Annotated in this window: 18 protein-coding genes and 1 pseudogene; 9 read left to right on the plus strand and 10 right to left on the minus strand. The window is 70.5% G+C overall.

Going from position 1 to position 24797, the window contains the following annotated elements:
- Positions 1 to 48: 48 nt before the first annotated feature.
- Together ACO2RJ_RS07060 and ACO2RJ_RS07065 are read right to left on the minus strand one after the other, a co-directional pair.
- On the minus strand, positions 49 to 855 hold the full coding sequence (locus tag ACO2RJ_RS07060; protein ID WP_423267280.1) for a nitrilase-related carbon-nitrogen hydrolase: 807 nt from the start codon (positions 853 to 855) through the stop codon (positions 49 to 51).
- Positions 852 to 1493 (minus strand): TetR/AcrR family transcriptional regulator, encoded by a 642-nt coding sequence (locus ACO2RJ_RS07065; protein WP_423267281.1) that lies wholly within the window; start codon positions 1491 to 1493, stop codon positions 852 to 854. The genes ACO2RJ_RS07060 and ACO2RJ_RS07065 overlap by 4 nt, the downstream gene beginning before the upstream one ends.
- Positions 1494 to 1657: 164 nt before the next feature.
- On the opposite strand from ACO2RJ_RS07065, the gene ACO2RJ_RS07070 reads away from it, so the two are divergent.
- From ACO2RJ_RS07070 to ACO2RJ_RS07090, 5 genes are read left to right on the plus strand one after another with little or no spacing between them, the layout of a single operon-like run.
- On the plus strand, positions 1658 to 2743 hold the full coding sequence (locus tag ACO2RJ_RS07070; protein WP_423267282.1) for a putative urea ABC transporter substrate-binding protein: 1086 nt from the start codon (positions 1658 to 1660) through the stop codon (positions 2741 to 2743).
- 22 nt (positions 2744 to 2765) lie between these two features.
- On the plus strand, positions 2766 to 3584 hold the full coding sequence (locus tag ACO2RJ_RS07075) for an ABC transporter permease (RefSeq protein ID WP_423267283.1): 819 nt from the start codon (positions 2766 to 2768) through the stop codon (positions 3582 to 3584).
- Complete coding sequence (locus ACO2RJ_RS07080) at positions 3584 to 4396, plus strand: ABC transporter ATP-binding protein (RefSeq protein WP_423267284.1); 813 nt, start codon at positions 3584 to 3586, stop codon at positions 4394 to 4396. Before ACO2RJ_RS07075 ends, ACO2RJ_RS07080 begins: the two co-directional genes overlap by 1 nt.
- A gap of 4 nt (positions 4397 to 4400) precedes the next feature.
- Complete coding sequence (locus tag ACO2RJ_RS07085) at positions 4401 to 5714, plus strand: NtaA/DmoA family FMN-dependent monooxygenase (RefSeq protein WP_423267285.1); 1314 nt, start codon at positions 4401 to 4403, stop codon at positions 5712 to 5714.
- Between the two features lie 32 nt (positions 5715 to 5746).
- Positions 5747 to 6265, plus strand: a complete 519-nt coding sequence (locus ACO2RJ_RS07090; protein ID WP_423267286.1) for a flavin reductase — start codon at positions 5747 to 5749, stop codon at positions 6263 to 6265.
- Between the two features lie 178 nt (positions 6266 to 6443).
- On the opposite strand, the gene ACO2RJ_RS07095 is transcribed toward ACO2RJ_RS07090, so the two are convergent.
- Positions 6444 to 7298, minus strand: a complete 855-nt coding sequence (locus ACO2RJ_RS07095; RefSeq protein ID WP_423267287.1) for a dimethylarginine dimethylaminohydrolase family protein — start codon at positions 7296 to 7298, stop codon at positions 6444 to 6446.
- 189 nt (positions 7299 to 7487) lie between these two features.
- Here ACO2RJ_RS07095 and ACO2RJ_RS07100 point away from each other — a divergent pair, with 189 nt between their 5' ends.
- A complete protein-coding gene (locus tag ACO2RJ_RS07100) occupies positions 7488 to 9077 on the plus strand; it encodes a CHAD domain-containing protein (RefSeq protein ID WP_423267288.1) in 1590 nt (529 codons plus the stop codon).
- A gap of 153 nt (positions 9078 to 9230) precedes the next feature.
- On the opposite strand, the gene ACO2RJ_RS07105 is transcribed toward ACO2RJ_RS07100, so the two are convergent.
- Positions 9231 to 10235, minus strand: a complete 1005-nt coding sequence (locus ACO2RJ_RS07105; protein WP_423267289.1) for a DUF808 domain-containing protein — start codon at positions 10233 to 10235, stop codon at positions 9231 to 9233.
- A gap of 461 nt (positions 10236 to 10696) precedes the next feature.
- Here ACO2RJ_RS07105 and ACO2RJ_RS07110 point away from each other — a divergent pair, with 461 nt between their 5' ends.
- Complete coding sequence (locus ACO2RJ_RS07110) at positions 10697 to 11071, plus strand: hypothetical protein (RefSeq protein ID WP_423267290.1); 375 nt, start codon at positions 10697 to 10699, stop codon at positions 11069 to 11071.
- A gap of 48 nt (positions 11072 to 11119) precedes the next feature.
- Positions 11120 to 11452, plus strand: a complete 333-nt coding sequence (gene rpsU / locus ACO2RJ_RS07115) for a 30S ribosomal protein S21 (protein ID WP_423267291.1) — start codon at positions 11120 to 11122, stop codon at positions 11450 to 11452.
- A 149-nt stretch (positions 11453 to 11601) separates the two neighbouring features.
- On the opposite strand, the gene ACO2RJ_RS07120 is transcribed toward rpsU, so the two are convergent.
- The 4 genes and pseudogenes from ACO2RJ_RS07120 to ACO2RJ_RS07135 all read right to left on the minus strand — a co-directional run bounded on the left by ACO2RJ_RS07120 (position 11602) and on the right by ACO2RJ_RS07135 (position 15863).
- The gene (locus ACO2RJ_RS07120) at positions 11602 to 11814 is read right to left on the minus strand and encodes a cold-shock protein (protein WP_423267292.1); all 213 of its coding nucleotides are present in this window, start codon (positions 11812 to 11814) and stop codon (positions 11602 to 11604) included.
- Between the two features lie 291 nt (positions 11815 to 12105).
- A pseudogene (locus tag ACO2RJ_RS07125) lies at positions 12106 to 14222 on the minus strand (xanthine dehydrogenase family protein molybdopterin-binding subunit).
- A gap of 13 nt (positions 14223 to 14235) precedes the next feature.
- Positions 14236 to 15225 (minus strand): FAD binding domain-containing protein, encoded by a 990-nt coding sequence (locus ACO2RJ_RS07130; RefSeq protein WP_423267293.1) that lies wholly within the window; start codon positions 15223 to 15225, stop codon positions 14236 to 14238.
- Positions 15222 to 15863, minus strand: coding sequence for a 2Fe-2S iron-sulfur cluster-binding protein (locus ACO2RJ_RS07135; protein ID WP_423267294.1), 642 nt, complete (start codon positions 15861 to 15863; stop codon positions 15222 to 15224). Before ACO2RJ_RS07135 ends, ACO2RJ_RS07130 begins: the two co-directional genes overlap by 4 nt.
- Before the next feature lie 362 nt (positions 15864 to 16225).
- On the opposite strand from ACO2RJ_RS07135, the gene ACO2RJ_RS07140 reads away from it, so the two are divergent.
- Positions 16226 to 18694: a cation:proton antiporter gene (locus tag ACO2RJ_RS07140; RefSeq protein ID WP_423267295.1), complete on the plus strand. Its 2469-nt coding sequence runs from the start codon at positions 16226 to 16228 to the stop codon at positions 18692 to 18694.
- A gap of 179 nt (positions 18695 to 18873) precedes the next feature.
- Here the strand turns inward: ACO2RJ_RS07140 and ACO2RJ_RS07145 are convergent, their stop codons facing one another.
- Entirely contained in the window at positions 18874 to 20859 is a 1986-nt protein-coding gene (locus ACO2RJ_RS07145) for a CHASE2 domain-containing protein (RefSeq protein WP_423267297.1), read from the minus strand.
- 28 nt (positions 20860 to 20887) lie between these two features.
- On the minus strand, positions 20888 to 24583 hold the full coding sequence (locus ACO2RJ_RS07150) for a FecR domain-containing protein (protein ID WP_423267298.1): 3696 nt from the start codon (positions 24581 to 24583) through the stop codon (positions 20888 to 20890).
- Positions 24584 to 24797: the final 214 nt, after the last annotated feature.

Raw genomic sequence — 24797 nt, forward strand, 5'->3', positions numbered from 1 at the left:
CGTTCGCAGGCCGGCGGAGGCTTGCGGGAACTGACGCCGCCGACCCGCTCAACCCGGCATTGGGGCGAGAGCCGCCCCGGAGACGGCCGCGAGCTCCCCGAGGTAATCGTTCTCGGTCCGGGCGCGGAGCGCGGCCGCCGGATCGATCGCCGCGACCAGCAGCGCTTCTCCCTCGGCGCCTGCGCGCGCGCCCTCGCGTCCGTCGGCGAAGGCGATCACGCTCTGGCCGGCATAGGAGAAGGCGCCGTCGCGACCGGCGTGATCGGCGTAGACCAGCGTGACGCCATTCTCGAAAGCCCGCGTCGGCGCCATCGTCCGGGCGATGAAGTCGGAGCCCGGGCCGGCCGGTAAGGCCGTCGGCGCCAGCACGAGGTCGGCTCCGGCCAGCGCCAGGGCGCGCACGCTTTCGGGAAACTCGACGTCGAAGCAGACCCGCATGCCCACCGTCGCGCCCTCGAAGGCGAAGGGGCCCGACAGAGTCTTGGCCGCAGTGAAAAGCGCTTTCTCATAAGCGCCGTAGAGGAAGACCTTGCGGTGGGTCCTCATCCAGCCGTCCGGCGAGAGGAACGCCGCGGAATTGTAGATCGTCGTCCCCTCACGTTCCGCGAAGCCGAAGGCGAGCGCGATCCCGAGCCGCCGCGCGACGGAGGACAGCGCCGTCAGCTGCGGGCCGTCGACCGGCTCAGCCAGCGCGCGGATGGCGTCGCCCGCGCCATAGCCGGTGATCGCGAGCTCCGGCGCGACGAGGATTCGCGCGCCCTGCCCCGCCGCCGCCTCGGCGGCGCGCTCGATCGCCGCGAGGTTGGCGGCGACACCGCCGCACGCGGCGACCATCTGGTAGGCCGCGACGATCACGCTCCGTCCCCGGGCCGGTCGAGCAGCGCCGCGACCAGCTCGCGCAGGTCGTCGATGTCCTCGGCGATGCGGTCGTCGCCGCGGCTCGACGACGCGAAGAAGATGCCGTCGAGCTGAAGGCTGACGGTGCGCGCGGTCCGCGCGACGTCCACGGCGCGAAACTGCCGGGCGGCCACGCCGCGGCGGATGCAGTCCTCGAGCAGCCCCTGCTCGAAGGCGTAGAAATGCGCGATCAGCGCGCCGGTCTCCGCCTCTCCGCCGTTCGACGCCGAATGGTCCGCCATCAGCTTGGTCATCCGCGTGATCGTGGCCGCGATCGAGACGTGCATGTCGAGCCACGACATGATCTCGCCCCGCGGGTCCTGCGCCTTCGCCCTGACGGCGGCGTAGCCGGCGTGAAGCTGCTCGATGGCGTAGCCCAAAGCGCGGCGGAACAGGTGCTCCTTGCTGTCGAAGTAATGGTAGATCAGCGCCTGGTTGATCCCGCAGGCGGCCGCGATGTCGCGCATGGTGACGTTGCTGTAGTGCCGCTCGGCGAACAGCCTGAGCGCCTCGTCGAGGATCAGCTCCGTCCGCTCGGCGGGCGCGAGGCGACGTCGGACCGCCGGCGCGGCGTCGCCCGAGGGGATGCGCGCCACGCGCGCAGACGCCGCCCCGCTCACGGGCGCCGGGCTCTGAATTCAACGGTTTGAGGCATGCTGGGGCGCCTAGATTTTGCGCTGCACAAGTGGCTCGTTCGGAGGCATATTAAACACGTGTTTAATAGCGCCGTCGAGCAGGGCGCGCCGATCGGGAGCCCGCGATGAAGCGTTTCGTCCATGCCGTGGTCGTCGCCCTGGCGCTTGGCGTCGTGCTGGCCGGGGGTCTGGCGCAGCCCGCCGCGGCCGCGCCGAAGAAAACCTTCAAGCTCGGCTTCGTCATCTATGTCGGCTTCGAGCCGCTCGAGTGGCTGCGCACGTCGGGCGTGATGAAGACATGGGCAGACAAATACGGCATCGAGGTCGAGATCGTCCCGATCAACGACTACGTCGCCGGCATCAACCAGTTCATCGCGGGCGACCTCGACGCGGTGGCGATGACCAACATGGACCAGCTGGTCATGCCCGCCGCCGGCGGCGTCGACAGCTCGCTGTTCCTGATCACCGACTACTCCAACGGCAACGACGCCATCGTGTCGAAGACCGCGAACTCCGTGAAGGAGCTCGCCGGCAAGAACCTCTACCTCCTGCAGTACAGCGTCTCCCACTATCTCCTGAACCGCGCGCTCGTCATCAACGACATGAAGGGCGTGGGGGCGGTGAAGACCACCAACATCTCGGACGCCGAGATCTCCGCCGCCTTCATCACCCAGCCGGAGATCGAGCACGCGGTGTCGTGGAAGCCGATGGTTCCGGACATGATCAAGGGCGCCAAGGGGTCGAAGATCCTGTTCGACAGCTCCGAGATCCCCGGCGAGATCATGGACATCTTCGTCGCCAAGACCGAGACGCTGAAGGACAATCCGGACTTCGGCAAGGCCGTCACCGGCGCCTGGTACGATGCGCTCGGGCGCATCAAGGCGGGCGGGAAAGAGGGCGACGAGGTCGAGGCGGTGATGGCGAGCGCGCTCGGGACCGACGAGGCTGGCCTCAAGACGCAGATGGAGACCACCCACTTCTTCCTGACGCCGGGCGAGGCGCACGCCTTCCTGACTGCGCCGAAGACCAAGGAGATCTGGAACTACGTCCGCACCTTCTGCTTCGAGCAGGGCCTCTACGGCCAGGGCGCGGACAGCGTCGACTCGATCGGCATTCAGATGAGCGACGGCTCCGTGCTGGGGTCGGAGAAGAGCGTGAAGATCCGGATCGACCCGACCTTCGCCAAGCTCGCCATGGACGGCAAGCTCTGACGGCGCGCGGTAAGAGAGCCTGATGCGCCGCATCATCAACTATCCGCCGAGCCGCGGCCTGAAGGTCGCGCTCGGCGCCGCGCCCTTCGCGGTGATCCTGCTCGCCTATCTCGTCGCCTCCGACGCAAGGCTTGCGATCGACGCCAGCGACAAGCTGATGCCGGGCTTCGCGTCCTTCTACACGCAGATGCACCGGCTGATCACGCGCGTCGACCCGGTCGCCGGCCAGCCGCTGTTCTGGTTCGACACCTGGCTCAGCCTCGCCCGCCTGCTGACCGGCATCGGCGTCTCGGCGCTGATCGGCATCGTCTGCGGCGTGCTGATCGGCTTCATCCCGTATCTCCGCGCCACCTTCCAGCCGGTGCTCGCCGCCCTGTCGCTGATCCCGCCGCTCGCGGTGCTGCCGATCCTGTTCATCGCCTTCGGGTTGGGCGAGACCTCCAAGATCGTGCTGATCGTGTTCGGCGTGGCGCCGTTCATCGTCCGCGACGTGGCGCTGCGGGTGATCGCGATTCCGCGGGAGCAGATCATCAAGGCGCAGACGCTCGGCGCCTCGACCTGGCAGATGATCGTCGACGTCGTGCTGCCGCAGGCCCTGCCCCGGCTGATCGACTCGGTCCGGCTGTCGCTCGGCGCCGCCTGGCTGTTCGTGATCGCGGCCGAGGCGATCACCGCGGAAGGCGGCCTCGGCTATCGGATCTTCCTCGTCCGTCGCTATCTCGCGATGGACGTGATCCTGCCTTACGTCGTCTGGATCACGCTGCTCGCCTTCCTGCTCGACTTCATCCTCAGCCGGCTGTCGATCGCCCTGTTTCCCTGGAACCAGCTCAGGGACGCGTGATGACCGAGATCCGTTTCGAAGGCGTCTGGAAGGAGTACGGCTCGACCATCGTGCTCGAGAACGTCGATCTCGAGCTCGCCGATCGCGAGTTTCTGGTCGTGATCGGCCCGAGCGGCGTCGGCAAGACGACGCTGCTCAGGCTGCTGCTCGCGCAGGAGCGGCCGACGCGCGGCCGCATCCTGCTCGACGGCCGGCCGATCGCCTCCGAGCCGACCGCCGACCGCGGCGTGGTGTTCCAGCGCTACTCGGTGTTCCCGCACAAGACGGCGCTGGCGAACGTCATGCTCGGCCCGCAATGGGCCGGCTCTCCCCTACTTGGACGCCTGTTCGGCGCCAGGCGGCGCGCTCTGGTCGACCAGGCGATGGCGCTGCTCGACCGCGTCGGGCTCGCGGACGCCGCGGACAAGTATCCGCAGCAGCTGTCCGGCGGCATGCAGCAGCGGCTGGCGCTCGCCCAGGCCCTGATCAACAAGCCGAAGGTGCTGCTGCTCGACGAGCCGTTCGGCGCGCTCGATCCCGGCTCGCGGCGCGCGATGCACGTGCTGGTCCACGAGCTCTGGGAGGAGGAGGCGATGACCATTGTGATGGTGACGCACGACCTGATGGAGGCCTTCCATCTCGGCACGCGGGTCGTCGCGATCGACAAGCGCCGCCACGACCCCCAGGCGCCGGAGCGTTACGGCGCCACCATCGCCTCCGACTTCTGCGCCAAGCCCCGCATCGTTCGCGACAGCCGCCGCTTCGAGACCGCCCGCCTGCGCGCGGCGGCGGAAGGCGCGGCGGCGCAGCCCCTCGCCCATGAAAAGGACTGAAGACATGGCCGACAAGCGCTTCCACCTCGCCTGGTTCATGAACTTCACCCCCGACGAGTGGCGCGAGCCCTTTGGGCAAGGCGGCCTGCCCTGGGACGGACAGTTCTATGTCGAGATGGCGAAGACCCTGGAGCGCGCCTGCTTCGACTACATCATGATCGAGGACAAGCTGATGGTGCCGCAGACCTATGGCGGCTCGTCCAAGGCCTCGCTCAACCACGGCATGATGGTGCCGAAGCACGACCCAGCCCCGCTCGCGGTGGCGATGGGCATGGCGACCTCGCGCCTCGGCGTGGTGGCGACCATGTCGACCATGGCCTACCCGCCGTTCCTGATGGCGCGGCTGTCGTCGACCATCGACAGCCTGACCAAGGGCCGCTTCGGCTGGAACATCGTGACCTCGGCGGAGGACCTCGCGGCCCAGAACTTCGGCATGGACAAGCTGCCGCCGCGCGACCAGCGCTACGAGATGGCCGACGAATATATGGACGTCATGGGCAAGCTGTTCGCGAGCTGGGACGCCGACGCCATCGTGCTCGACCGCGACGCCGGCGTCTACGCCGACGACGCCAAGGTCCACGCGGTCAACCACGTCGGCAAATACTTCAAGGTCCGGGGGCCGCTCAACACCGTGCCCTCGCCGCAGGGCCGCCCGCTCTATGTCCAGGCCGGGGCCTCGCCCAAGGGCCGCGACTTTGCGGCCGCGCATGCGGATTCGATCATCTCGGTCGCAAGCGGCGTCGCCTCGATGAAGGCGTTTCGCGAGGACATCCGCGCGCGCGTGGAGAAGGCCGGCCGGGACCCCGACCAGGTCAAGGTGCTGTTCTGCGTGACGCCGACGCTGGGCGAGACCGACGACGAGGCGCGCGAGAAATACCAGCGCATGCTGAACTCGCCGCATTTCATCATCGACACGCTGGCCTCGCTCTCGGCCATCACCGAGATCGACTTCGCGCAGTTCGACCTCGACAAGCCGCTGCCGGAAAAGCTCGTGACCAATGGCGAGTCCGGCACGCTCGACAAGTTCCAGCAATGGGGCAGCGGCAAGACGCTGAAGGAGCTGGTGGTCGACGGCGGCGGCGGACTGGTGTCCTCCGTCGAGCTCGTCGGCACGCCGGACACGGTCGCCGACCGCATGGGCGAGGTGATGGAGGAGGTCGGCGGCGACGGCTTCCTGATCACGACGCCCGTGCTGCGCGTCAGCCGCCGCTTCATCGTGGAGGTCGCCGACGGGCTGGTGCCCGCCCTGCAGAAGCGCGGCCTTGCGCGCACGGCCTACGCCCACGAAAAGCTGCGCGACAACCTGCTCGAGTTCTGAGCGACACGACCCCTGCGAAAGACGTCGCCGCCATGTCCGACACCTGCCCCGAAGCGATCGAAGCTCCGCTCACGAAGGAGCGCTACCGAGACGCGATGGCCTCGGTCGCCGCGGCCGTCAACGTGGTCACGACCGACGGCCCCGCCGGTCGGGCCGGCTTCACCGCGACCGCCGTCTGCAGCGTCACGGACGCGCCGCCGACCCTGCTCGTCTGCGTGAAGCGCGACAGCTCGGTCGGCGAGGCGTTCCGCGCCAACGGCGCGCTCTGCGTCAACACGCTGGCGCCCGAGCATGTCGCGCTGTCGAACCTGTTCGGCGGCCGCACCCATGTGGACGAGCGCTTCGCCGCCGCCGTCTGGACGACGGCGGAGACCGGCGCGCCCGTGCTCGAAGGGGCGCTCGCCTCCTTCGATTGCCGGGTGGCGAGCGTCGTCGACGTCGGCACCCATGCGGTGCTGTTCTGCGAGGTCGTCGCGATCGGCCTGGGCGAGCCGTCCGAGGCGCTGATCTATGTCGGCCGCCGCTACGACACGGTCGCCGCCTGCGCCTGAGGGGCGCGCCCGCTTGAACCAAAAGATCCCCGAACCGTCATCCCGGGCTGGTCCCGGGATCCATTTCCGCCGCCGGCGCCATGCCATTCCGAGCGCGGAGGGAATGGATTCCGGGACAGGCCCGGAATGACGGCAGCGGGATCCGCCTCGAAACCCCTCCCCCCGCCGCGCGAAAACGTCAGGCCGGCTCCCGCCTAAGCGGCATCGTCATGCAATGCACGCTGCCCCCGCCGGCCGCGAACACATCGAGCTCCGGATCGAGCACCTCCAGTCCTTCGGCCCTGAGCGCCGCGTTGATGCGGGCGGAGTGGCGCGGCGAGATCACGCGGCCCCGCCCCAGCGCCAGCAGGTTGCAGCTCATCGCCATCGCCTCGCGGTAGCTCGCCTCGACCACACGTATGCCGCGTGACTTGAGGAAAGAGGCGAAGTCGTCGCCCAGGACCTCGAGGCAGGCGACGGCGAGCCCTTCGGCCGCCATGCAGAACGCGACGTCGAGATGGAGGAAATGCGCGGCGAAGGGCTGAAGCCGGATTTCCCAACCTTCGGCCTCGAACCAGCCCGCGAACTGCTCCGCTCCGTCGCGCGTGGTGCGAACGCCGGAATGACCGACGATGAGAAGCCCCGGGCGCACGATGTGGATGTCGCCGCCCTCGATCGTTCCGCGGCTGGCGTAGCGCCAGAAGCCGTCCGCGGCGCCGTGGAACCGCAGGACGGACGCGGCCTCGCCGCGCCGCGCCGGCAACGCCAGCTGCGTCAGCACGGGTCCCCAGGGCGTCGTCTGGCTCGAGTCGCGCGTGTAGACCTGGTAAGGCAGATGCGGCTCGGGCTCGAGGTGGCGCCGGACGACGCCGGCCTCGTCGAACGCGGCCTCGAGCTCGCGAAACTGCCCGCGCAGCCGATCGATCTCGATCCGCCGCCCTGAGGCGAGCGTCTCCATCGCGATCGCGTTGGTCTCGATCCATCGGTAGTGCGTCGGCGGGCACAGCAGCACGTCGGTGAGCGCGCCGGTCTCGGAATCGATCGTCCACGTCACCGCCGCCTCCAGCACGGTTGTCCCGCTCGGGATGTCGGCCGCGAGGCCTGCAAGCGCCGGACCATGACGGCCGCGAACGCCTCAGCCGGCGGCTCCGAGCGCACGTGACTTGTTTGTGACAGTCGGCCGCGTCCATATCGGCCGGTCGGCCGCGCGCGCCCCGCGCGGCGCCCTTACCCATGGATGTGCATGACCGAGCTTGATGAAGGGCCAGCTTTGACCGCAGGCGCGCCGGAAGCTTCGGGCGACGCGCGCGAGATCGAGCTCAAGCTTCAGGCGCCGGCGGAAGCGCTCCCGCTCGTCGCGGCCCGCCTCAAGGCGGACGCCGGCGCGAAGCTCTCAGGCCGCGCGACGCGGCTCGTCAGCGTCTATTTCGACGACGAGCGCTTCTCCCTGCGGGAGGCCGGCCTGTCGCTGCGGATCCGCCGCGAGGGCCGCAAGCGCGTGCAGACGCTGAAGCGCGGAGGCGCGGACGCCGGGCTGTTCGACCGAACCGAGATCGAGCGGCGGGCGACCGCCGACGTCCCGACGCTCGACGCCAACGAGACCGCGCTCATGACCGCCGCGCTCGGAGAAGCCGGGGTCGCGCCGGAGAGCTGGCGCCCCGCCTTCACCACCGTGAACCTGCGGACGATCTTCCTCGTCGAGCGCGACGGCGCCGCCATCGAGGTCGCGCTCGACGACGCGGCGGTCGAGATCGACGGCCGCCGCGCGGCGTTCTGCGAGGTGGAGCTGGAGCTGCTGTCCGGCCGGCCCTCCGCGCTGTTTGCGGTTGCGCGCGATCTCGCGGCGGCCACCCCGCTCAGGATCAGCGTGCTCTCGAAATCGGCCCGCGGCTACGCGCTGATCGAAGGCGACGGCAAGCAGGCCTTCCAGGCCGGCCCGTCGCCGGTCCGGGCGGAGATGACCGTCGAGCAGGCGTTCCGCGCCATCGCCGCGGATTGCGTCGGCCAGTTCCGGCTGAACGAGGACGCGTTGCTCGAGACGCCGGCCCCGGAAGCGATCCATCAGGCGCGCGTCGCGCTGCGCCGGTTGCGCTCCGCCTTCACGCTGTTCAAGCCGGTCGTGTCCGACGGGCGGTCGGCCGGCGTTCTCGCCGGGCTGAAGCGGCTGGCGGGCGCGCTCGGCGACGCGCGGGACCTCGACGTCCAGATCGCCGATTTCGAGGCCGTCACCGACGAGACCGACGAGCGGCGGGCGCTCTCCGCTGTCCTCGGCGAGCGGCGCGACGCGGCCTATCTGGCCGCGCTGGAGACGCTCCGCTCGCCCGCCTCGCGCGAGGTCATGCTCGACCTCACGGAATGGCTCGCGCTCGGCGACTGGCGCAGGCGGGAGGACACGGCCGCCCTGCGCCGGACGCCGATCACGGACTTCGCCGCCGATCTGCTCGAACGACGCCTCAAACGCGTCCTCAAGCGCGGCCGCAAACTCGAGGCGCTGTCGCCCGAGAAGCGGCACGAGGTCCGCATCGAAGCCAAGAAGCTGCGCTACGCGGACGGCTTCTTCGCGCCGCTGTTCGCCGAGAAGCGAGCGCGCCGGACCAAGGCGTTCGGCAAGCGGCTGAAGGCGCTTCAGGATGAACTGGGCGGACTCAACGACATCGCGACCGCCCATGGCCTGATGCGGACCGCCGCCGACGACGCCGCGGACGTCGGGGACGGCGCCGCCGCCTTCGCGGCGGGCCGCCGCAGCGCCGAGGCGGACGCCGCCGCGCCGCGGCTCCTGAAGAAGGCCGCGCGGAGCCTCGAGAAGCTCCGCAAGGGCAAGACCTACTGGTAGGCGAAGGCTCCCACCTCGTCTGACGGGAGCGCCCTCCGCTGGAGCGTGATCGGCTCGCTTTGAAGCGGGCGATCCTCGCCCGTCAATCCGGGCATGTCCCGGAAAGACAGCTGCGGTGCGAGGCGAACGAGGCGGGGCGACGTGATCCCCGCGCTAGCGCTCCGCCTGCGCCGGCTTGCCGCCGAACAGCCCCCGGAGGCCCGCCGCCGCCGGCGCGAGCACGAAGCCGACCAGCGGGATGATCGCCGCGCCGAGCGCGAGGCCGACGACGCCGGAGCCGGCGGCCGTGACGATCCATTCGACCGCGCCGGAAGCCGCGGGAACGGCGTGCGCGGCCCCGACCGCCACGGCGTGGATGGCGTGTTCGATCGCCGGCAGCCCGTATTGCGCGAGCCCATGGACGATGATGCCGCCGCCGACCCAGACCATGGCGGCGGTGCCGACGATGGCGAGCAGCTTCAGCAGCACCGGCATGCCCACGACCAGACCTCGCCCGACGCCGCGCGCGATCGATCCAAAGGCCGAAGCGGAGCCGGTCTTGGCGAGCGCGACGCCGGCGTCGTCGGCCTTTACGATCAGCGCCACGACGCCATAGACCGCGACGGTGATGCCGAGGCCCACGACCGCGAGCACGATCGCCTTCATCCAGAAACCGCCGTCGGGCGCCGCCGCGAGCGTGATCGCCATGATCTCGGCGGAGAGGATGAAATCGGTCTTGATCGCGCCGGCGATCTTCTGCTCTTCGAGGGTCTTGGCGTCGGCGCCGCCGGCGATCGCCGCCTCATGCGCATGCGCCTTGTGCGGAAACAGCGCCTCATAGACCTTCTCGGTCCCCTCGTAGCAGAGGAAGGCGCCGCCGAGCATCAGCAGCGGCGTGATGCTCCAGGGGGCGAAGAAGCTCAAAGCGAGCGCCGCCGGCAGCAGGATCAGCAGCTTGTTCTTGAGCGAGCCCACCGCGATGCGCGCGACGATCGGCAGTTCGCGGTCCGCGGCGAAGCCCACGACGTAGCGCGGCGTCACCGCCGCGTCGTCGATCACCACGCCCGCCGCCTTCGCTCCGGCCTTCGCGGCTTGGCCCGCGACGTCATCGAGCGAAGCGGCCGCCACTTTCGCAAGCGCCGCGACGTCGTCCAGCAAAGCGATCAGTCCGACGCTCACGAGGCGCTCCTTTCAAACGGCGGCGGACCGAGGCCCGCGCGGGCGCCCACCGCGCCGAGCGGTAAAAATGGTACGCGCGCGAGAGATGAGGAGGGTGCGGGTCGCAATTTGGTTGCGAATGACTATATGTCACGCAGGCGTCCCGGTCGTAGACCGTCGGCGCCGTGCGGCTCTTCGCCATGCCTGACGCCGCTATTCTTGGGTCATAGCTGCATGACCTACTTAGATACGTAATTCGGCGATAGGAAGGGCCGGTCGAAAGATTTGAATTCGCCGTCCCGCCTCGCGCCGGCCGTCCCGGCCTCCATCGCGGCGGCGACTCGGCCGACGGGCTCAGCATGGCGACGCGGGCGGCCGCGGCCAGCCTGGGCGCCGTTTCCATCGCCGCACGACGCCTTCGCGTCCGCGGACACGTCACACCCCCGCGCGACGCTCGCGCCTCGTCTCAGAAAGCGGCCCTCGTGCGCTACCTCGGCACCATCTCTTGCAAAGGCGTCCTGACCTCCCCCGCCGGCGGCTCGGCGCGCGCCAGCCTTGAAATCGAGTGCTTCCAGAACAAGGGCGGCATGCTCACCAGTTCCGGCGAGCTCGAGGCCGACCCGCATGCGCTTGCGCTCGCCAAGGGCCAGAACGACGTCCGGTTCGTGACCGACGACGGCCATGAGCTGAAACTCATGCTGACGAGCGACAAGAAGGGCTCATCCGGCGGACCGGTCGCCCATGTCGTCGCGAGCGGGGACCTGCCGAGCGTTCATCAGGGCTCCCTGAGTTGGCCGGCGGCCATCGAATCGACGACGGCCGAGACCCCCTCGCCGGATCCCGCGTCCGGCTCCTGAGCGCGCCGTTCCACGAACCTTTTTCTTCAAGCCCCGTTAGGAGACACGTTGAAAGTTTTCGTCAGCGACAACAACGTCGATCAGGCCCTTCGCGTCCTCAAGAAGAAGATGCAGCGCGAAGGCGTCTTCCGCGAGATGAAGCGTCGCAAATCTTACGAGAAGCCGTCGGAAGAGCGGAACCGCAAAAAGGCCGAGGCGATCCGCAGGTCGCGCAAGGTGGCGCGCAAGGCCGCCCAGCGCGAAGGCTTGCTGCCGGCGCCGAAGAAGAAGCTCCGTCCTGACGCACGCCGTCCGCTGGCCGCTTCCTCGGCCGGATCGTCGGCCGGCGCCGGCGCTCCGCGCACGGCGGTCCCCGGCGGCGGCGGATTCCGCTCGAACTGACGAGCGGACGGCGTTCGGCCCCTTCGAACGAAAAACCCCGCCGCCTCGATGAGGCGACGGGGTTTTGAAACTGCGGAGCGTTCACTCGGCTCAGGCGCGGCTCGGCCGCGCGGCCCGCCTCCCGCGAGGGGCGGCGGCGCGTCGTCGGATCAGCCTACGACCTTAAGGTTGTCAGCCGACATCTTGCCGCTCTTGCGGTCCTGCACGAGCTCGAAGTTCACCTTCTGGCCCTCGCGGAGGTCGCCGATGCCGGCGCGCTCGACGGCGCTGATGTGAACGAAGGCGTCATTGCCGCCGTCGTCCGGCTGAATGAAGCCGAAGCCCTTCTGGGCGTTGAACCATTTCACGGTTCCCGTGGTCATGGGAAACCCTCTCAGATGTATCGGTGGTGCGGGGCCCGCATAGCGCAAGCCCATCGAATTTCGCTTCGTCTGGCATAGAATTCATCAGCAACGCACGCGACTTAGCGCGCGCAGGGCCAAGTCCTCTGGCCGTCTATCGACCGGCGCAAGATGCCTTCCGGCGTCGGAAAACACAAGCCCCTGGCAATTTTATTCGCGGAACGCGCTGAAATCCCGGCCCGCCTCCCCGGAAAGAACCGGCCGGAGCCTGTTGCCGAGGCGCTCCACTCGGCCGCCCCTCGGCCAAGTCGTTCAGCCCGCCAGCACCTTGTCGAGCGTGATCGGAAAGTCCCGGACCCGCACGCCCGTGGCGTTGAACACGGCGTTCGCGATCGAGGCGCCCGCCCCGCAGATGCCGAGCTCGCCGACGCCCTTGGCGCCGAGCGCGTTCGCTTTGTCGTCGCGCTCGTCGAGGAAGACGGCGTCGACGTTCGGCGCGTCGGCATGGGAGGCGACGTGATACTCGGCGAGGTCGCCGTTCACGACATGGCCGAAGCGGGCGTCGTTCACCGCCTCCTCGAACAAGGCGGACGAGACGCCCCAGATCATGCCGCCGATCATCTGCGATCGCGCGGTCTTGGCGTTGAGGATGCGCCCGGCCGCGAAGACGCCGAGCATGCGCCGCAGCCGGATCTCGCCGGTGTCCTCGTCGATGGCGACCTCGGCGAAATGCGCGCCGAAGCAATATTGCGAGAAGTTCTTGTAGTCCGGATTGTCCTTCATCGCCTTGACGGAGCCGGTCGCCTCGAGCGCCCGCGGCTCGTTGGTCTGGGCGATCTTCGCCTTCAGCGCCTCGCAGGCGTCGTGCACCGCCGCCGACGAGCTCGCCGCGCCCACGAGCCGCCGGAGCCCGGGCTCGCTGGGAACCGGCTGTCGCCGAGCTCCACCGTCACGTCGGACACGGGCACGCCGAGCGCGTCGGCCGCAACCTGGGTCAGGATGGTGTAGGTGCCGGTGCCGATGTCCGTCATGTCGATCCGCACGGTCACCTTGCGCCGCTCGTCGATCGAGACATGGGCCGCCGCCGCGCCGATGTAGTTCGGCCGCATGGCCGACGACATGCCGTAGCCGATCAGCTGCGCGCCGTCGCGCCGGGAACGCGGCGTCTTCGGGCGGTCCGCCCAGCCGAAGCGGCTCGCGCCCTCGCGCAGGCATTCGACCAGCCTGCGAGAGGAGAACGGGACCTTCTTTTCCGGGTCGGTCTGGGCGTCGTTCAGGATGCGCAGCTCGACCGGGTCCATGCCGAGCTTGACGGCGAGCTCGTCCATCGCGCTTTCGAGCGCCAGCATGCCCGGCGCCTCGCCCGGCGCGCGCACCGGCTCTCCGCCCTGCATGTCGAGATTGACGAGGCGGTGCGAGGTCGCGATCGCCGGCGCGGCGTAGATCGCCCGCGTGGTGGCCGCGGTCTGCTCGGCGTATTCCTCCGTCGGGCAGGACTGCATCCAGACGTCGTGGCTGACGCCGGTCAGCCGCCCCTCTTTGGTCGCGGCCAGCCGCACGCGCTGGATCGCCTCCGGACGGTGGCCCGCCGTGTAGAACACCTGCTGGCGGCTCTGCGCCACCTTCACCGGCCGGCCGACCGCCTTCGCCGCGAAGGCGGCGAGCAGCGCGTCGGCGCGCACGCCGAGCTTCCCGCCGAAGCCGCCGCCGATATAAGGGGTGACGATCCGCACCTTCTCCTTCGGGATGCGCAACGTCGCCGCGACGCTGGCGCGCGCGTTCGCGACCGTCTGGGTCGCCGTGTAGAGGGTGAGCTCGTCGCCCTCCCACAACGCGAGGGACGCGTGCGGCTCGAGCGCCATGTGGTGCTGCTGCGCGACGTGATATTCGGCGTCGATCGTGACCGCCGCAGCCGCCAAGGCGGCGTCGACGTCGCCGTCCTTCGTATCGGTCTTCATGCCGACATTGATCGTCTCCGGCGCGTAGGCCTCGCCGAGATGCTCGCGCAAGCCGATGGCGTGCGCCTCCGCCGCATACGTCGCCTTGACGAGCGCCGCCGCGTCGCGCGCGGCCTCGAAGGTCTCCGCCACCACGAGCGCGACCGGCTCGCCCCAATGGCGCACGCGGTCGTCCGCGAGGAACGGCCGCGCGCGCTGGAATCGGTTGCCCTTCGGGCGGGGCGGCCCGAAGTCGGGCTGCGGCGGCGCGTTCCGATGGGTCATCACCATCAGCACGCCGGGCGCCTGTTCCGCCGCGGCGACGTCGAGCGAGGTCACGCGGCCCTTGGCGATCGTCGCCCCGACGATGACGCCGTAGGACGCCGGCTGCGGCGTCCTGTGTTCATAGGCGTAAGGGGCGCCTCCGGTGACCTTGAGCCGGCCGTCGACCCGGTCGAGCGGCTGGCCGATGGGGCTGAGCGTCGCTGTCATCGCCATGGCGTCCTCACGCGACGTCGCCGGCGGCGTCGGCGAGCGTGCGCCGGATCGTCCGCTTCGCGAGGTCGATCTTGAAATCATTGTGGCCGTAGCCGCGCGCGCCCTGGAGCGCCGCGTCGGCCGCCTCCGCGAAGGCTTCGCGGTCGGAGCGGGCGCCGGCCAGCGCCGCCTCCGCAGAGGCCGAGCGCCACGGCTTGTGCGCGACGCCCCCGAGCGCGACGCGGCTCGAGCCCACCTCGCCGCCGCGCTCCTCGACGACCGCGGCGACCGAGACGAGCGCGAAGGCGTAGGACGCCCGGTCGCGCACCTTGCGGTAGACCTGCCGCCCGCGCGGCGGCGGCGGCAGCCTCACGCCGGTGATCAGCTCGCCATGCGCAAGCGTCGTCTCGCGCAGCGGGTCGGTCTCCGGCGACCGGTAGAGCTCGGCGATCGGGATCGAGCGGCGCTCGCCCGCGCCCGTCACCGTCTCGACCGTGGCGTCGAGCGCCGACATCGCGACCGCCATGTCGGAGGGATGCGTGGCGATGCAGGTGTCGGTCGCCGCGAGCACCGCGTGCATGCGGTTGTGCCCGCCGAGCGCCGAGCAGCCCGACCCAGGCTCCCGCTTGTTGCAGGGCGTCGCGACATTGGTGAAATAGGGACAGCGCGTCCGCTGCAGCAAATTGCCCCCCGTCGAGGCGGCGTTGCGCAGCTGGCCGGAGGCGCCCGCGAGCAGCGCCCGGGACAGAAGCGGATAGGACGTCCGCACGCGCGGATCCGCCGCGAGATCGCTGTTCTTGACCTGGGCGCCGATCGCGAGGCCGCCTTCGGGCGTCTCTTCGATCTCCGACAGCGCGAGGCGCGAGACGTCGACCAGATGGGCGGGCCGGGCGACGCCGAGCTTCATCAGGTCGACGAGATTGGTGCCGCCCGCGATGAAGGCCGCGTCCGGTCGTTCGGCGACCGCCTTCGCGGCCGCCGCCGGATCGGTCGCGCGCTCATAGGTGAAGGGGGTCATGTCGCGCCTCCGGCGCTCGCGTCGCGGATCGCCGCGACGATGTTGGGATAGGCGGCGCAGCGGCAGAGATTGCCGCTCATGCGCTCGCGAATCTCGGCGTCGGTCAGCTCGACCGCGCCTGCGAGATCGGCGGTGACGTGGCTCGGCCAGCCGGCCTTCGCCTCCGCCAGCATGGCGACCGACGAGCAGATCTGTCCGGGCGTGCAGTAGCCGCACTGGAAACCGTCATGGGCGAGGAAGGCCGCCTGCATCGGATGCAGCTCATCCCCTTCGGCGAGGCCCTCGATCGTCGTGATCTCGTCGCCCTCGTGCATCACCGCGAGCGTGAGGCAGGAATTGATCCGCCGCCCGCCGACCATCACCGTGCAGGCGCCGCACTGGCCGTGGTCGCAGCCCTTCTTGGAGCCCGTGAGCGCGAGACGCTCGCGCAGCGCGTCGAGCAGCGTGACGCGTGGATCGACCGCCAGCGTCCGCTCCACGCCGTTCACAGTGAGCTTGATCGCAGCCTCCCCCGGCAAAGGCCTCGCCTCGGCGGGGCCTACGGCGGCCGGCGCGGCGACGGCGAGGCCGAGAGCCGTCACCGCGGCGCCCTCGAGCAGATCCCGACGCGTGGGGGCGATGCTCGTCCCTGGGGGCATGGCGGCTCCTCTTTGGCGCGACCGGCCGTCCGCGTCCATCGGCGCGGCGGCGACAAGGCGAAAGTCTAGGGCGTCGGCGGCGAACGACCCGCCCGGCCCCGGGAAAAGTTGCCGAGCCGCCCGTCCCGCCCGAGCGGGGGCTCGGCCCCAGCTCGCTTTGGAACAATTCGAAATCTAGAACTTTCGGAGCATGAGCCAACCCCCTCGGTACGGCGAAAACGGCCATGTTCACATATCGGCGATTGGGGGTTCAGCCGCCATCGAGGGCGCGCGCGGTCATTCGGAGCGCGCTCGCTTGGCCTTTGCGCCGAACGCCGTCAGAAAGGCGGTCGCATCGCGTCTCGTCCGTTTCGGGTCCGCCTTTGTCCGTCGCTCTTGTCGTCTTCACGCTCGCGGCCCTGCTTATCGCCGTCAGTCTGGCCGAACCGATCGCCGCCCGGGTGCGACTGCCGGCGAGCGTGCTGCTCGCGCTGTTCGGGCTGGCGATCGGCGCGATCGGCCTCGCGCTGCGCTCCGGCGCCTTCGGGCCGGCCGGCGAGGACGCCGCGCGCTACACCGAGCTGCCGCTCGACTCGGAAGGTTTCCTGTTCGTCTTCCTGCCGCTGCTGCTGTTCCAGTCCGCGATGAACACCGACCTCCGTCAGGTCATCGACGACGCCAGCTCGATCTTCATCCTCGCGATCGTCGCGGTCGTGGCGTCCACGCTCGTCGTCGGCTTCGCGCTCGCGCCCTTCGCGGCTGCGCCTCTGGTCGCCTGCCTGCTGCTCGGCGCGATCGTGGCGACGACCGACCCGATCGCCGTCATCGGCATCTTTCGCGAGGCCGGCGCGCCGGCCCGGCTGGTCCGCCTTGTCGAGGGCGAGAGCCTGCTAAACGACGCCGCCGCCATCACCTTGTTCGCCGTGTGCCTCGAATTGCTGGTCAGCGGCGCGCCGTTCGATCCGGCGAAGACCGCTATCGACGCGCTCGTGCTGCCGCTCGGCGGGGTGCTGGTGGGCGTCGTCGCCGGCCGCGGCGCGGCGGCGCTGATCGGCGCGCTGCGCGAGGATTCGCTCGCGCCGACCTCGGTCAGCCTCGCGCTCCCCTACATCGCCTTCGTGGTCGCCGAGAGCGGGCTCCACGTCTCCGGCGTCATGGCGGTGGTCGCGGCCGGCATGACGCTGGCCGCCGTCGGGCCCGCGAAGGCGCCGCCCGACGTCTGGAAGCACCTGCGCGCGGTGTGGGAGCAGATCGACTGGTGGGCGGCCTCGCTGATCTTCGTGCTGGCCTCGATCCTGGCGCCGCGGCTGCTCGCGGAGGCGACGGCGCGCGACCTCGCTCTGCTCGCTTTGCTGATCGCCGCCACCTTCGCCGCGCGGGCGGCGATCGTCTGGGGGCTGATGCCGGCGCTGGCCAAGCTCGACATGGCGCCGCCGATCAGCCGGCCGTTCCGCTGGGTGGTGCTGTGGGGCGGCCTGCGCGGCGCGACCACGCTGGTGCTCGCGCTCGCCGTCACCGAAAACGACGCGATCCCGGCCGACATCCGCAACTTCATCGCGGTGCTGGCCACCGGCTACGTGCTGTTCACGCTGCTCGTGCAGGGCACGACCGTGCGGGCGCTGGTGCGCGCGACGGGGATCGACCGGCTGTCGCCTGTCGACCAGGCGCTGCGCCGCGACGTGTTCGCCGCCGCGCGCGCCCGCGTCGCGCAGGCGGTCGCCGAGACCGCCGCGACCTACCGCATGACGGCCTCGCCGCCCGCGGCGGCCGAGACCGCGGAGCAGGCGGCCCTCCCCGCCACGATCGACCCGCGCGAGCGGGTGATGATCGCGCTCGTCACCCTCGCCCGGGCGGAGCGCGAGCTCGTGATGGAGCGGGTGCGCGAGCGCGGCGTGTCGCTGAAGCTCGTCGACCGGCTGCTCGCCGACGTCCGCCGCCTGAGCGACCGCGCCCGGGTCTCCGGCCCGGCCGGCTACCGCGCGGCCTATCAGGAAGCGCTCGCCTTCTCGCGCACGGAGAACGCCGCCCAGTGGGTCGCGCGGCGCCTCGGCTGGAACGGCTGGCTCGCCCGCGCGCTCGCCAACCGGTTCGAGACGCTGCTGCTCGACTCCATGGCGATCCGCAAGCTCGGCGGCTTCGTCGAGGAGACGATCCGCCCCGTGCTCGGCCCGGACGCCGGCGACGCCGCCGCGGACGCCCTCGGCGAGCGCGCCGAGGCGGTGTCCCGGGCGCTCGACGCGCTCCGGCTGCAATATCCCGGCTACGCCGAGGCGCTGGAGCGCCGGCTGCTCGAGAACGCCGCGCTCGAGTTCGAGGAGCGGGAATATGACCGCATGCGCGAGGAAGGCCTGATCGGCCCCGAGCTGCACCGCGATTTGCTGGTCGACCTCGGACGCAGGCGCTCCAAGGCCGACGTCCGGCCCGCCCTCGACCTCGGCCTCGACGCCGCGACGCTTGTCGCGCGCCTGCCGCTGTTCGAAGGGCTGTCGCCCGAAGCGAAGCGCCGGCTGCTGGCCAAGGTCGAGCCGATGCTGGCGCGGCCCGGCCAGCGGCTGATCCGCCGCGGCGACCGCGGCGACGCCGCCTATTTCATCGCCTCCGGCGCCGTCGAGGTGGCGCTGCCCGGCGACCGGGTGCGGCTCGGGCGCGGCGACGTCTTCGGCGAGATCGCGCTGCTGGAGGACCGCGAGCGCACCGCCGACGTCGACGCGATCGCCTACTGCTCGCTGCTGCGCCTGCCGCGCCGCGCCTTCCAGGCCTTCCTCGCCGACGACAAGGCCGCGGCGGCCGCGATCGCCGCCAAGGCCGCGGAACGGCTGCGCGCGAACGAGGCGGGGATCGCGGAGACCTGAAGGCCGGCCGCTCCGCCGCCGCCACGGGCCGTCCGCTACCCCGCCGTCATTCCGGGCTCGTCCCGGAATCCATCGCCGCCGCGGTCGAACCAGTCTGGCGCCGGCGGTGGTTCTGGGTCCTGGGACAAGCCCAGGACGACGGCCCAGGAGGCGCCCCGGCTTCCGCCACGGGCCGTCCGTTATTTTTCGCGCGCGGCGAACACGCCGTCCCAGTCTTCGGGCGGCGGCGACGCCCGCAGGGCGGCGATCCGCTCCGCCATCCGCTCGGCGTAGACGCCGAGCCGCGGCTCGGCCGCGCGCAGGGCGCCGAGCGCGGCGTCCGCGCGCGTCCAGTCCCGCTTGCGATAGGCGTCGAGGAAGGCAGCCTGCGCGTCAGCTGCCGCGACGGGCTCTGCGCCCGCCCGGCCGAGGGCGGCGAACACGCCGACGCCCCCGGCCCGGCCCTTCACCGCGAGGCGGTCGAGCTCGACCAGCGCGAAGCGATCTCCCGCGGCCTGCGCCGTCGCCTCGCCGACGAGCAGCGGCAGGCCGTAGAATCGGGACGCGCCTTCGAGCCGTGAGGCGAGGTTCACCGCGTCGCCGATCGCGGTGTAGTCGAAGCGCTTGGCCGAGCCGAGATTGCCCACCACGCAGGCCCCGGTGTTCACGCCGATTCCGACGGCGAACTGCAGCGGCGGCGCGCCCTCGCCGGACTCCGCGTTGAGCTCGCGGTTGAGCGCCTCGACCGCGTCGAGCATCCGAAGCGCCGCCGCCACCGCCCGTTCCGCGTGATCGGGCGCGTCGAGCGGCGCGTTCCAGAACGCCATGACGCAGTCGCCGATGTATTTGTCGATCGTGCCGCCCTCGGCGAGCACCGCGTCCGACAACGGGCCCAGCAGGCGGTTGACGAGGCTCGTCAGCCGCTCCGGATCGTCCTTCATGCGCTCGGCCAGCGTGGTGAAGCCGCGCACGTCGCAGAACAGGATGGTGAGCGTCCGGAGCTCGCCGCCAAGCCTGAGCGAGGACGGGTCGCGCGCCAGCCGATCGACCAGCTCCGGCGCGAGATACTGCCCGAAGGCGGCGGCGATCTCGCGGCGGGCTCGGCGCTCGCGGACGTAGTCGAGCGCGGCGTCCACGCCGACGACGAGAAGCAGGGCCGCCGCCGGCGCGACCGGCGACAGCCAGGCATGCGCGCCGGTCAACGCGAGCCAGCTCGCCGCGGCGATCGCGGCCGTCAGCGCCCCCGCGGCGGCGACCGCGCGGCCAGAGACCCGCCCGCCGCGCGCGAGACCTGCGCCTCCCGCGGCCGCAAGGCCGAGCGCCAAAATCTGCGCCCAGAGCGGCGCAGGGGACACGAGGTCGCCGGTCCGGATCGCGTCGAACATCGTGGCCTGCGCCTCGACCCCGGCGGTCAGGCGGCCGGTCAGCGCGGTGAAGGGCGTCGCGAAGGCGTCCGCCGCCCCGGCCGAGGCGTCGGCGGCCGTCTGCGTGCTGAGGCCGACGAAGACGATCTTGTCCTTCAGCGTTCCCGGAGGCAGGAATTCGGCTGGCTTCAGCGCCTGGTAATAGGAGACCGTCGCGTAGGTTCGCGGTCCGCCGCGGAACAGGAGCAGGCGCGCTTCTCCAGCGTCGCGCGACGCGGCGCCGACCTTGCGGGCGACGGTCGCCGCAAAGCCGTCCGCCCCCGGCGGGAGGCGCCGGAGCGCGCCGTCGCGGTCGAGCGCCACGGCCGCGACGCCGGCCTCGGCCCCGCGGTCGAGGAACTCCGGCAGCGGCTCAACCCGGATCGACTGCGTCGCGTGCGGCGTCTCGATCCAGGTCTCGTCGGCCGCGAGCACGACGTCGGGTCCGAGCGCCGCCGCCAGCGCTCCGTCGGCCTCCGCCGTAGAGGCTTCGGCGAACACCATGTCGAGCGCGATCGCCTTCGCGCCCGCCGCCCGCAGCGCCGTGACGAGCTCTGCGTGCAGGGAGCGGGGCCACGGCCATTGCCGGCCGATCTCGGCGAAGGACGGCTCGTCGATCGCGACGATCACGACGTCGGCTGCGGGCGACGGCGGCGCGAGCGTCGACAGCAGGTCCCAGGCCGGCGCGTCGAGAAGCCGGCCGAGCGGGCTGAGGAGCACCGCCGCGAGCAGCAGCGCGACGGCGAGCGGAACGCCGAGCGCGGCGGGGGTGCGGCGGATCACGCGGCTCGTCCTCCCGCGCCGGAGCGGCTCAGAACCGCAGCCGCATGGACGCGGTCAAGGTTCGGCCGTCGCCCTTGATGGCGGGCGTGGTCGGCCCGAGGCGCCTCAGAAGCGTGAAATTCTTGTCGAAGACATTGAGCGCCTCCGCGCTCAGAAGGAGGTGCTTGTCGAAGCTCTCCCACGTCGCGGAGACGTCGGTGGTGCGATAGCCGTCGTGCTCGCCGAAGACCGTGTCGGTGCGTTTCCCGATGAAGTTCTGCGCGACCGTCACCTTGACCATCGAGGGATGGACGAAGGTGAGCCCGATCCGGGCGAAGTTTTTCGCGAGGAACGGCAGCGGATCGCCCCGGTTCACCGCATAGGTGAAGCCGCCGTCATTGTAGTCGCCGAGCGATTTCGAATTGGTCCGCGCATAGGTCGCGAAAGCCCCGAAGCCGTGCGTGAGCCAGGCGTTGGCGGTCGCCGAAAACCGGTTGATCTCGGCCTTTCCGATGCTCGCGTTCTGAAGCGTCTCGGGCACGTCGATCGACAGCGAGCGGACACGCTGCCGCTGATATTCGAGCGCGGTGAACAGATGCGGCGACCATTCGGCGTCCCACCGCCCGATCAGCGACTTGGTCCGGCCGCCGAAGTCGAGCGGCAGCTCGTTCGGGGTCAGGCCCGCCGTGGTGACCGGGGACAGCGAATAGGCCGTCGAGAAATAAGCGTCCTGCCGGTAGGCGGCGCGCAGCCAGTGGCCCTCGACAGGTTGCCAGGCGACGCCGGCGCGGGGGCCGAGATCGCTGTGGTCGTCACGATCGATTTTCGATTTCGAGGCGAACAGGCCGGCCTCCAGCTTGAAGTCGCGGCTGACGTCCCATGTCGCGTCGGCGTAGATGCGCCAGGCGTCGCCGTCGAACTCGAGGCGGTTGTAAACCGGCGGCTCCGTCAGCCTGTCCGTCCTGCTTTGCCTGAGGTCATAGCGCGAGAAAATCCGTTCTCCGCCGTACTGAAAGGTGACGTCTCCGACGCCGAGCAGATGGTTGACCCCCAGCAGAAGATCCTTCTCGTGGAGCTTCTGCCGCAAGTCCGCGCCGTAGAAGAAACCGCCCCCGATCGGGACCGGGTCGATCCTGTTCTGCTTCTGATCGAGCTCGGTTCCGACGATCAACGCCTGCAGCACGTTCCGTTCGCCGAAGGTGTGGCTCCAGCCGGCGCCCGCCGTTGCGTAGGTCAGTTCGGAGCCGTTGGGCCGCGTGTAAAACAGTTCGCCGGTCGGCAAAGGCTGGTGAACGTAGAAGCTATCGAACCGCCGCGCGCCCTGACGCTGCTTCACGAAGTTCTGGAACAGGACGAGGTTGTCCTGGCCGGTCGGCTGGACGCCGATGAAGGTCGTCGCCGTGCCCTGATCGTCGCGGTCGTTGGCGAATGTGCTGTCGGGCCGCGTCAGGGTGGCGTTGGTGAAGATCGAGAACGGGATCGGCTCCATCACCGTCGCCTGGATGGTCGCGTCCGAGAACCATCCGGTCTCGCCGTCGCGCGCGATCAGGCCGCCGCCGGCGGTGGTCTCCGCGAAGGGGTAGCGCGCAAGCGCGCTGCGCCGTTGCGGGGAGCCGATCGCGAGCGGATCGAACAGCATGCCCTGCACCAGCGAGGAGGAGGCGAACAGGCTCGGCGCCCCGCCCTCCTCCGGCGCGAATTGCTGCGTTCCGAGCGCGAAGGGCGAGACGCGGTTCGCGATCGCCTGGTCGAAATAGGCGGTGGCCAGGAACGCGTCCGCGACGCGGTCGCCGTAGTAGCGCGCCCATTCGTCGAGCTCGAGGAACCGCAGCGCTCCGCCGAGGAAGGAGCCGTTGTCGCGGCTCGCGGCGATCGACTCGTAATGCCCGCCGCGCGCGAGCTTGCGGCGCAGCGCCTCGCGCGCGTTGATCACCGCGTCGTCCGCCCGGTACTCGTCCTGCGCGATCACGGAGCGGATCAGCGGCGTCGTCGGGTTGGCGTCGTCGTAGCGGTCGGCGTTGTCGAGCGCCTGATAGGTCTCGTCGAGATTGCCGGCGGCGTACATCGCCGTCGCGAGCTCGTTCAGGCCGCTGGCGTAGGTCGGCTGGGCGACGGACGCCGCGAGCAAGTCCTGCGTCCCCTCCGCGATCTCGCCCTGCCGGATCCGCAGACTGCCTCGGGCGCCGATGTAAAGCGGGTTCGATCCGCCGCCGAGCCGCTCAGCGATCCGGAGCTGCTCCTGCGCTTCGCCGAGCCGATTGTGGTTGATCAGGAAGATCGCGTAGTTGGCGTAGCCCGAGAAACTGTCGGGATCGTAGGCGATCTCCTTGAGATGCGCCTCCTCCGCCTCGCGGGTCGCGTTGCGGTCGTCCTGGACGAGCGCCATGTCGCCATAGACGAAGCTCGCGCCCGGCGCGATCTCGGCTGCGCGCTTCAGCTCGGCGAGCGCGCCCTCGAGGTCGCTCTCCACGACGTAGCGGTAGCGCGCGCTCGCCATCAGCACGTAGACGTCGTCGGGATCGACCGCGCGCGCCTCCTCGATCGCGCGCTTCGCGGCTTCTTTGTCGCCCTTCATGATGTAGAGCAGCGCCTTGCCGGCCCGCATCATCATCTCGTCGGGAAAGCGGCGGATGTTCTCGTCGATGATGGCGACGCCCTTGTCCGGCCCGTCGAGGAAGCTCTCGATCGCGGCGCGTGACAGCGGCCCGGTGAAAACGTCGGCGTAGCGCTCCTTCGGGGGAGGCGGCGGCCGGCTGTTCGGGTCCGCCATGCCGAGCGCGACCCATTCGGCGTAGGCCGCGGTCGCCTGGCGCGTGCGGTCGAGCCGCGGTTGCGCGGACTTGAACAGCGCAGCGGCCTGCCGCCATTTCTGCCGACGCGCGGCGACGAAGCCTTCGACCAACTCGGCGCGCGCCCGCTGGCGGACGTCGAGCCTCATCCTGCGCGCGCCCGCGAGCGCGACCTCGGCCTTCGCCAGGCCGTCGTAGTTCAGCCCGGCCTCGGCCAGCGTCAGCCACTGCTCGGCGGTGCGGGCGGGTTCGGGGACCGCGAGCGCGCGGGCGCGGGCGACGCGCTCCTCGCGGTGGGTCTTGTCGGTCGGCGACAGGTTGAAGAAGGTCTGGCGCAGCTCGCGATAGATCAGGATCTGCTCGCGGCCGTCGAACTTGACCAGCGTGATCTTGCGCGGCGCCTGACCGATCAGGGCCTCGGCGCCCTCGCCCTGCCGCACCGTGACGGACCCTTGCGCGTTGGCGAGCGTCACCTCGCCCTCCATCACGATCAGCGAGGTCTTCGCGCCCTCGACCGACAGCGTCCAGTCGGTGCCGCGGATCGCGGCTGCGGCCGCCGGCGTGTCGACCTGCACGCCGGAGCCGCCGCGCGCCGCGCGCGCCCACATCGAGCCCTGCGGCAGCGCGAGCAGCGTCTCGCCGTTCGGGCCGCGCGCGACGTCCTTGACGATCAGCGTGGAGTTGCGCCCGACGCGCACCTGAGTGCGGTCTTCGAACAGCAGGGCGACGGTTCCGAGCGCGTTGGTCTTGAGCGTGTCGCCGCCGACGACGTCCTGCTGCAGCAGGACCGGCCGCCACAGCGCCTCGGAGCGGAACTGCAGCTCCTCGCCGCCCTTCGTCGCGATCACCTCGCCCGCGATCGGCGTCGGCCGGGCGATCGGCTCGGCGCGCGCGCCCGTCGCCGCGGCGAGCGCGCATGCGGCCAGAACGACGCCAATGTGGCGGGCTACCCTCACGCGACCCGTAGCTCCCCGCGGCCCGTCCCCCCGGCGCGCGATCCCAGACGTATCGCATGCCTCGCAAAGCTTTAAGGTCGACCCGGAGCCGTCATGCAAGATACGTAAAAGTACGTATTCCAGTCCGCAGCTGCTGCGCAGCCTGTGTTTCGCAGCCGTTTGGACCCCAGCCATGGTCTTCCGCTCACTAATTTTCGTTTTTGGATTTCTTTTG

The organism is Hansschlegelia sp. KR7-227, from assembly GCF_049446035.1.
Lineage (GTDB): Bacteria > Pseudomonadota > Alphaproteobacteria > Rhizobiales > Methylopilaceae > Methylopila.

Coding starts and splice junctions, on each gene's coding strand:
- ACO2RJ_RS07130 (WP_423267293.1), bottom strand. CDS start 15,225: ATGACCCCCTTCACCTATGAGCGCGCGACCGATCCGGCGGCGGCCGCG.
- ACO2RJ_RS07100 (WP_423267288.1), top strand. CDS start 7,488: ATGACCGAGCTTGATGAAGGGCCAGCTTTGACCGCAGGCGCGCCGGAA.
- ACO2RJ_RS07075 (WP_423267283.1), top strand. CDS start 2,766: ATGCGCCGCATCATCAACTATCCGCCGAGCCGCGGCCTGAAGGTCGCG.
- ACO2RJ_RS07090 (WP_423267286.1), top strand. CDS start 5,747: ATGTCCGACACCTGCCCCGAAGCGATCGAAGCTCCGCTCACGAAGGAG.
- ACO2RJ_RS07135 (WP_423267294.1), bottom strand. CDS start 15,863: ATGCCCCCAGGGACGAGCATCGCCCCCACGCGTCGGGATCTGCTCGAG.
- ACO2RJ_RS07070 (WP_423267282.1), top strand. CDS start 1,658: ATGAAGCGTTTCGTCCATGCCGTGGTCGTCGCCCTGGCGCTTGGCGTC.
- ACO2RJ_RS07080 (WP_423267284.1), top strand. CDS start 3,584: ATGACCGAGATCCGTTTCGAAGGCGTCTGGAAGGAGTACGGCTCGACC.
- ACO2RJ_RS07085 (WP_423267285.1), top strand. CDS start 4,401: ATGGCCGACAAGCGCTTCCACCTCGCCTGGTTCATGAACTTCACCCCC.
- ACO2RJ_RS07120 (WP_423267292.1), bottom strand. CDS start 11,814: ATGACCACGGGAACCGTGAAATGGTTCAACGCCCAGAAGGGCTTCGGC.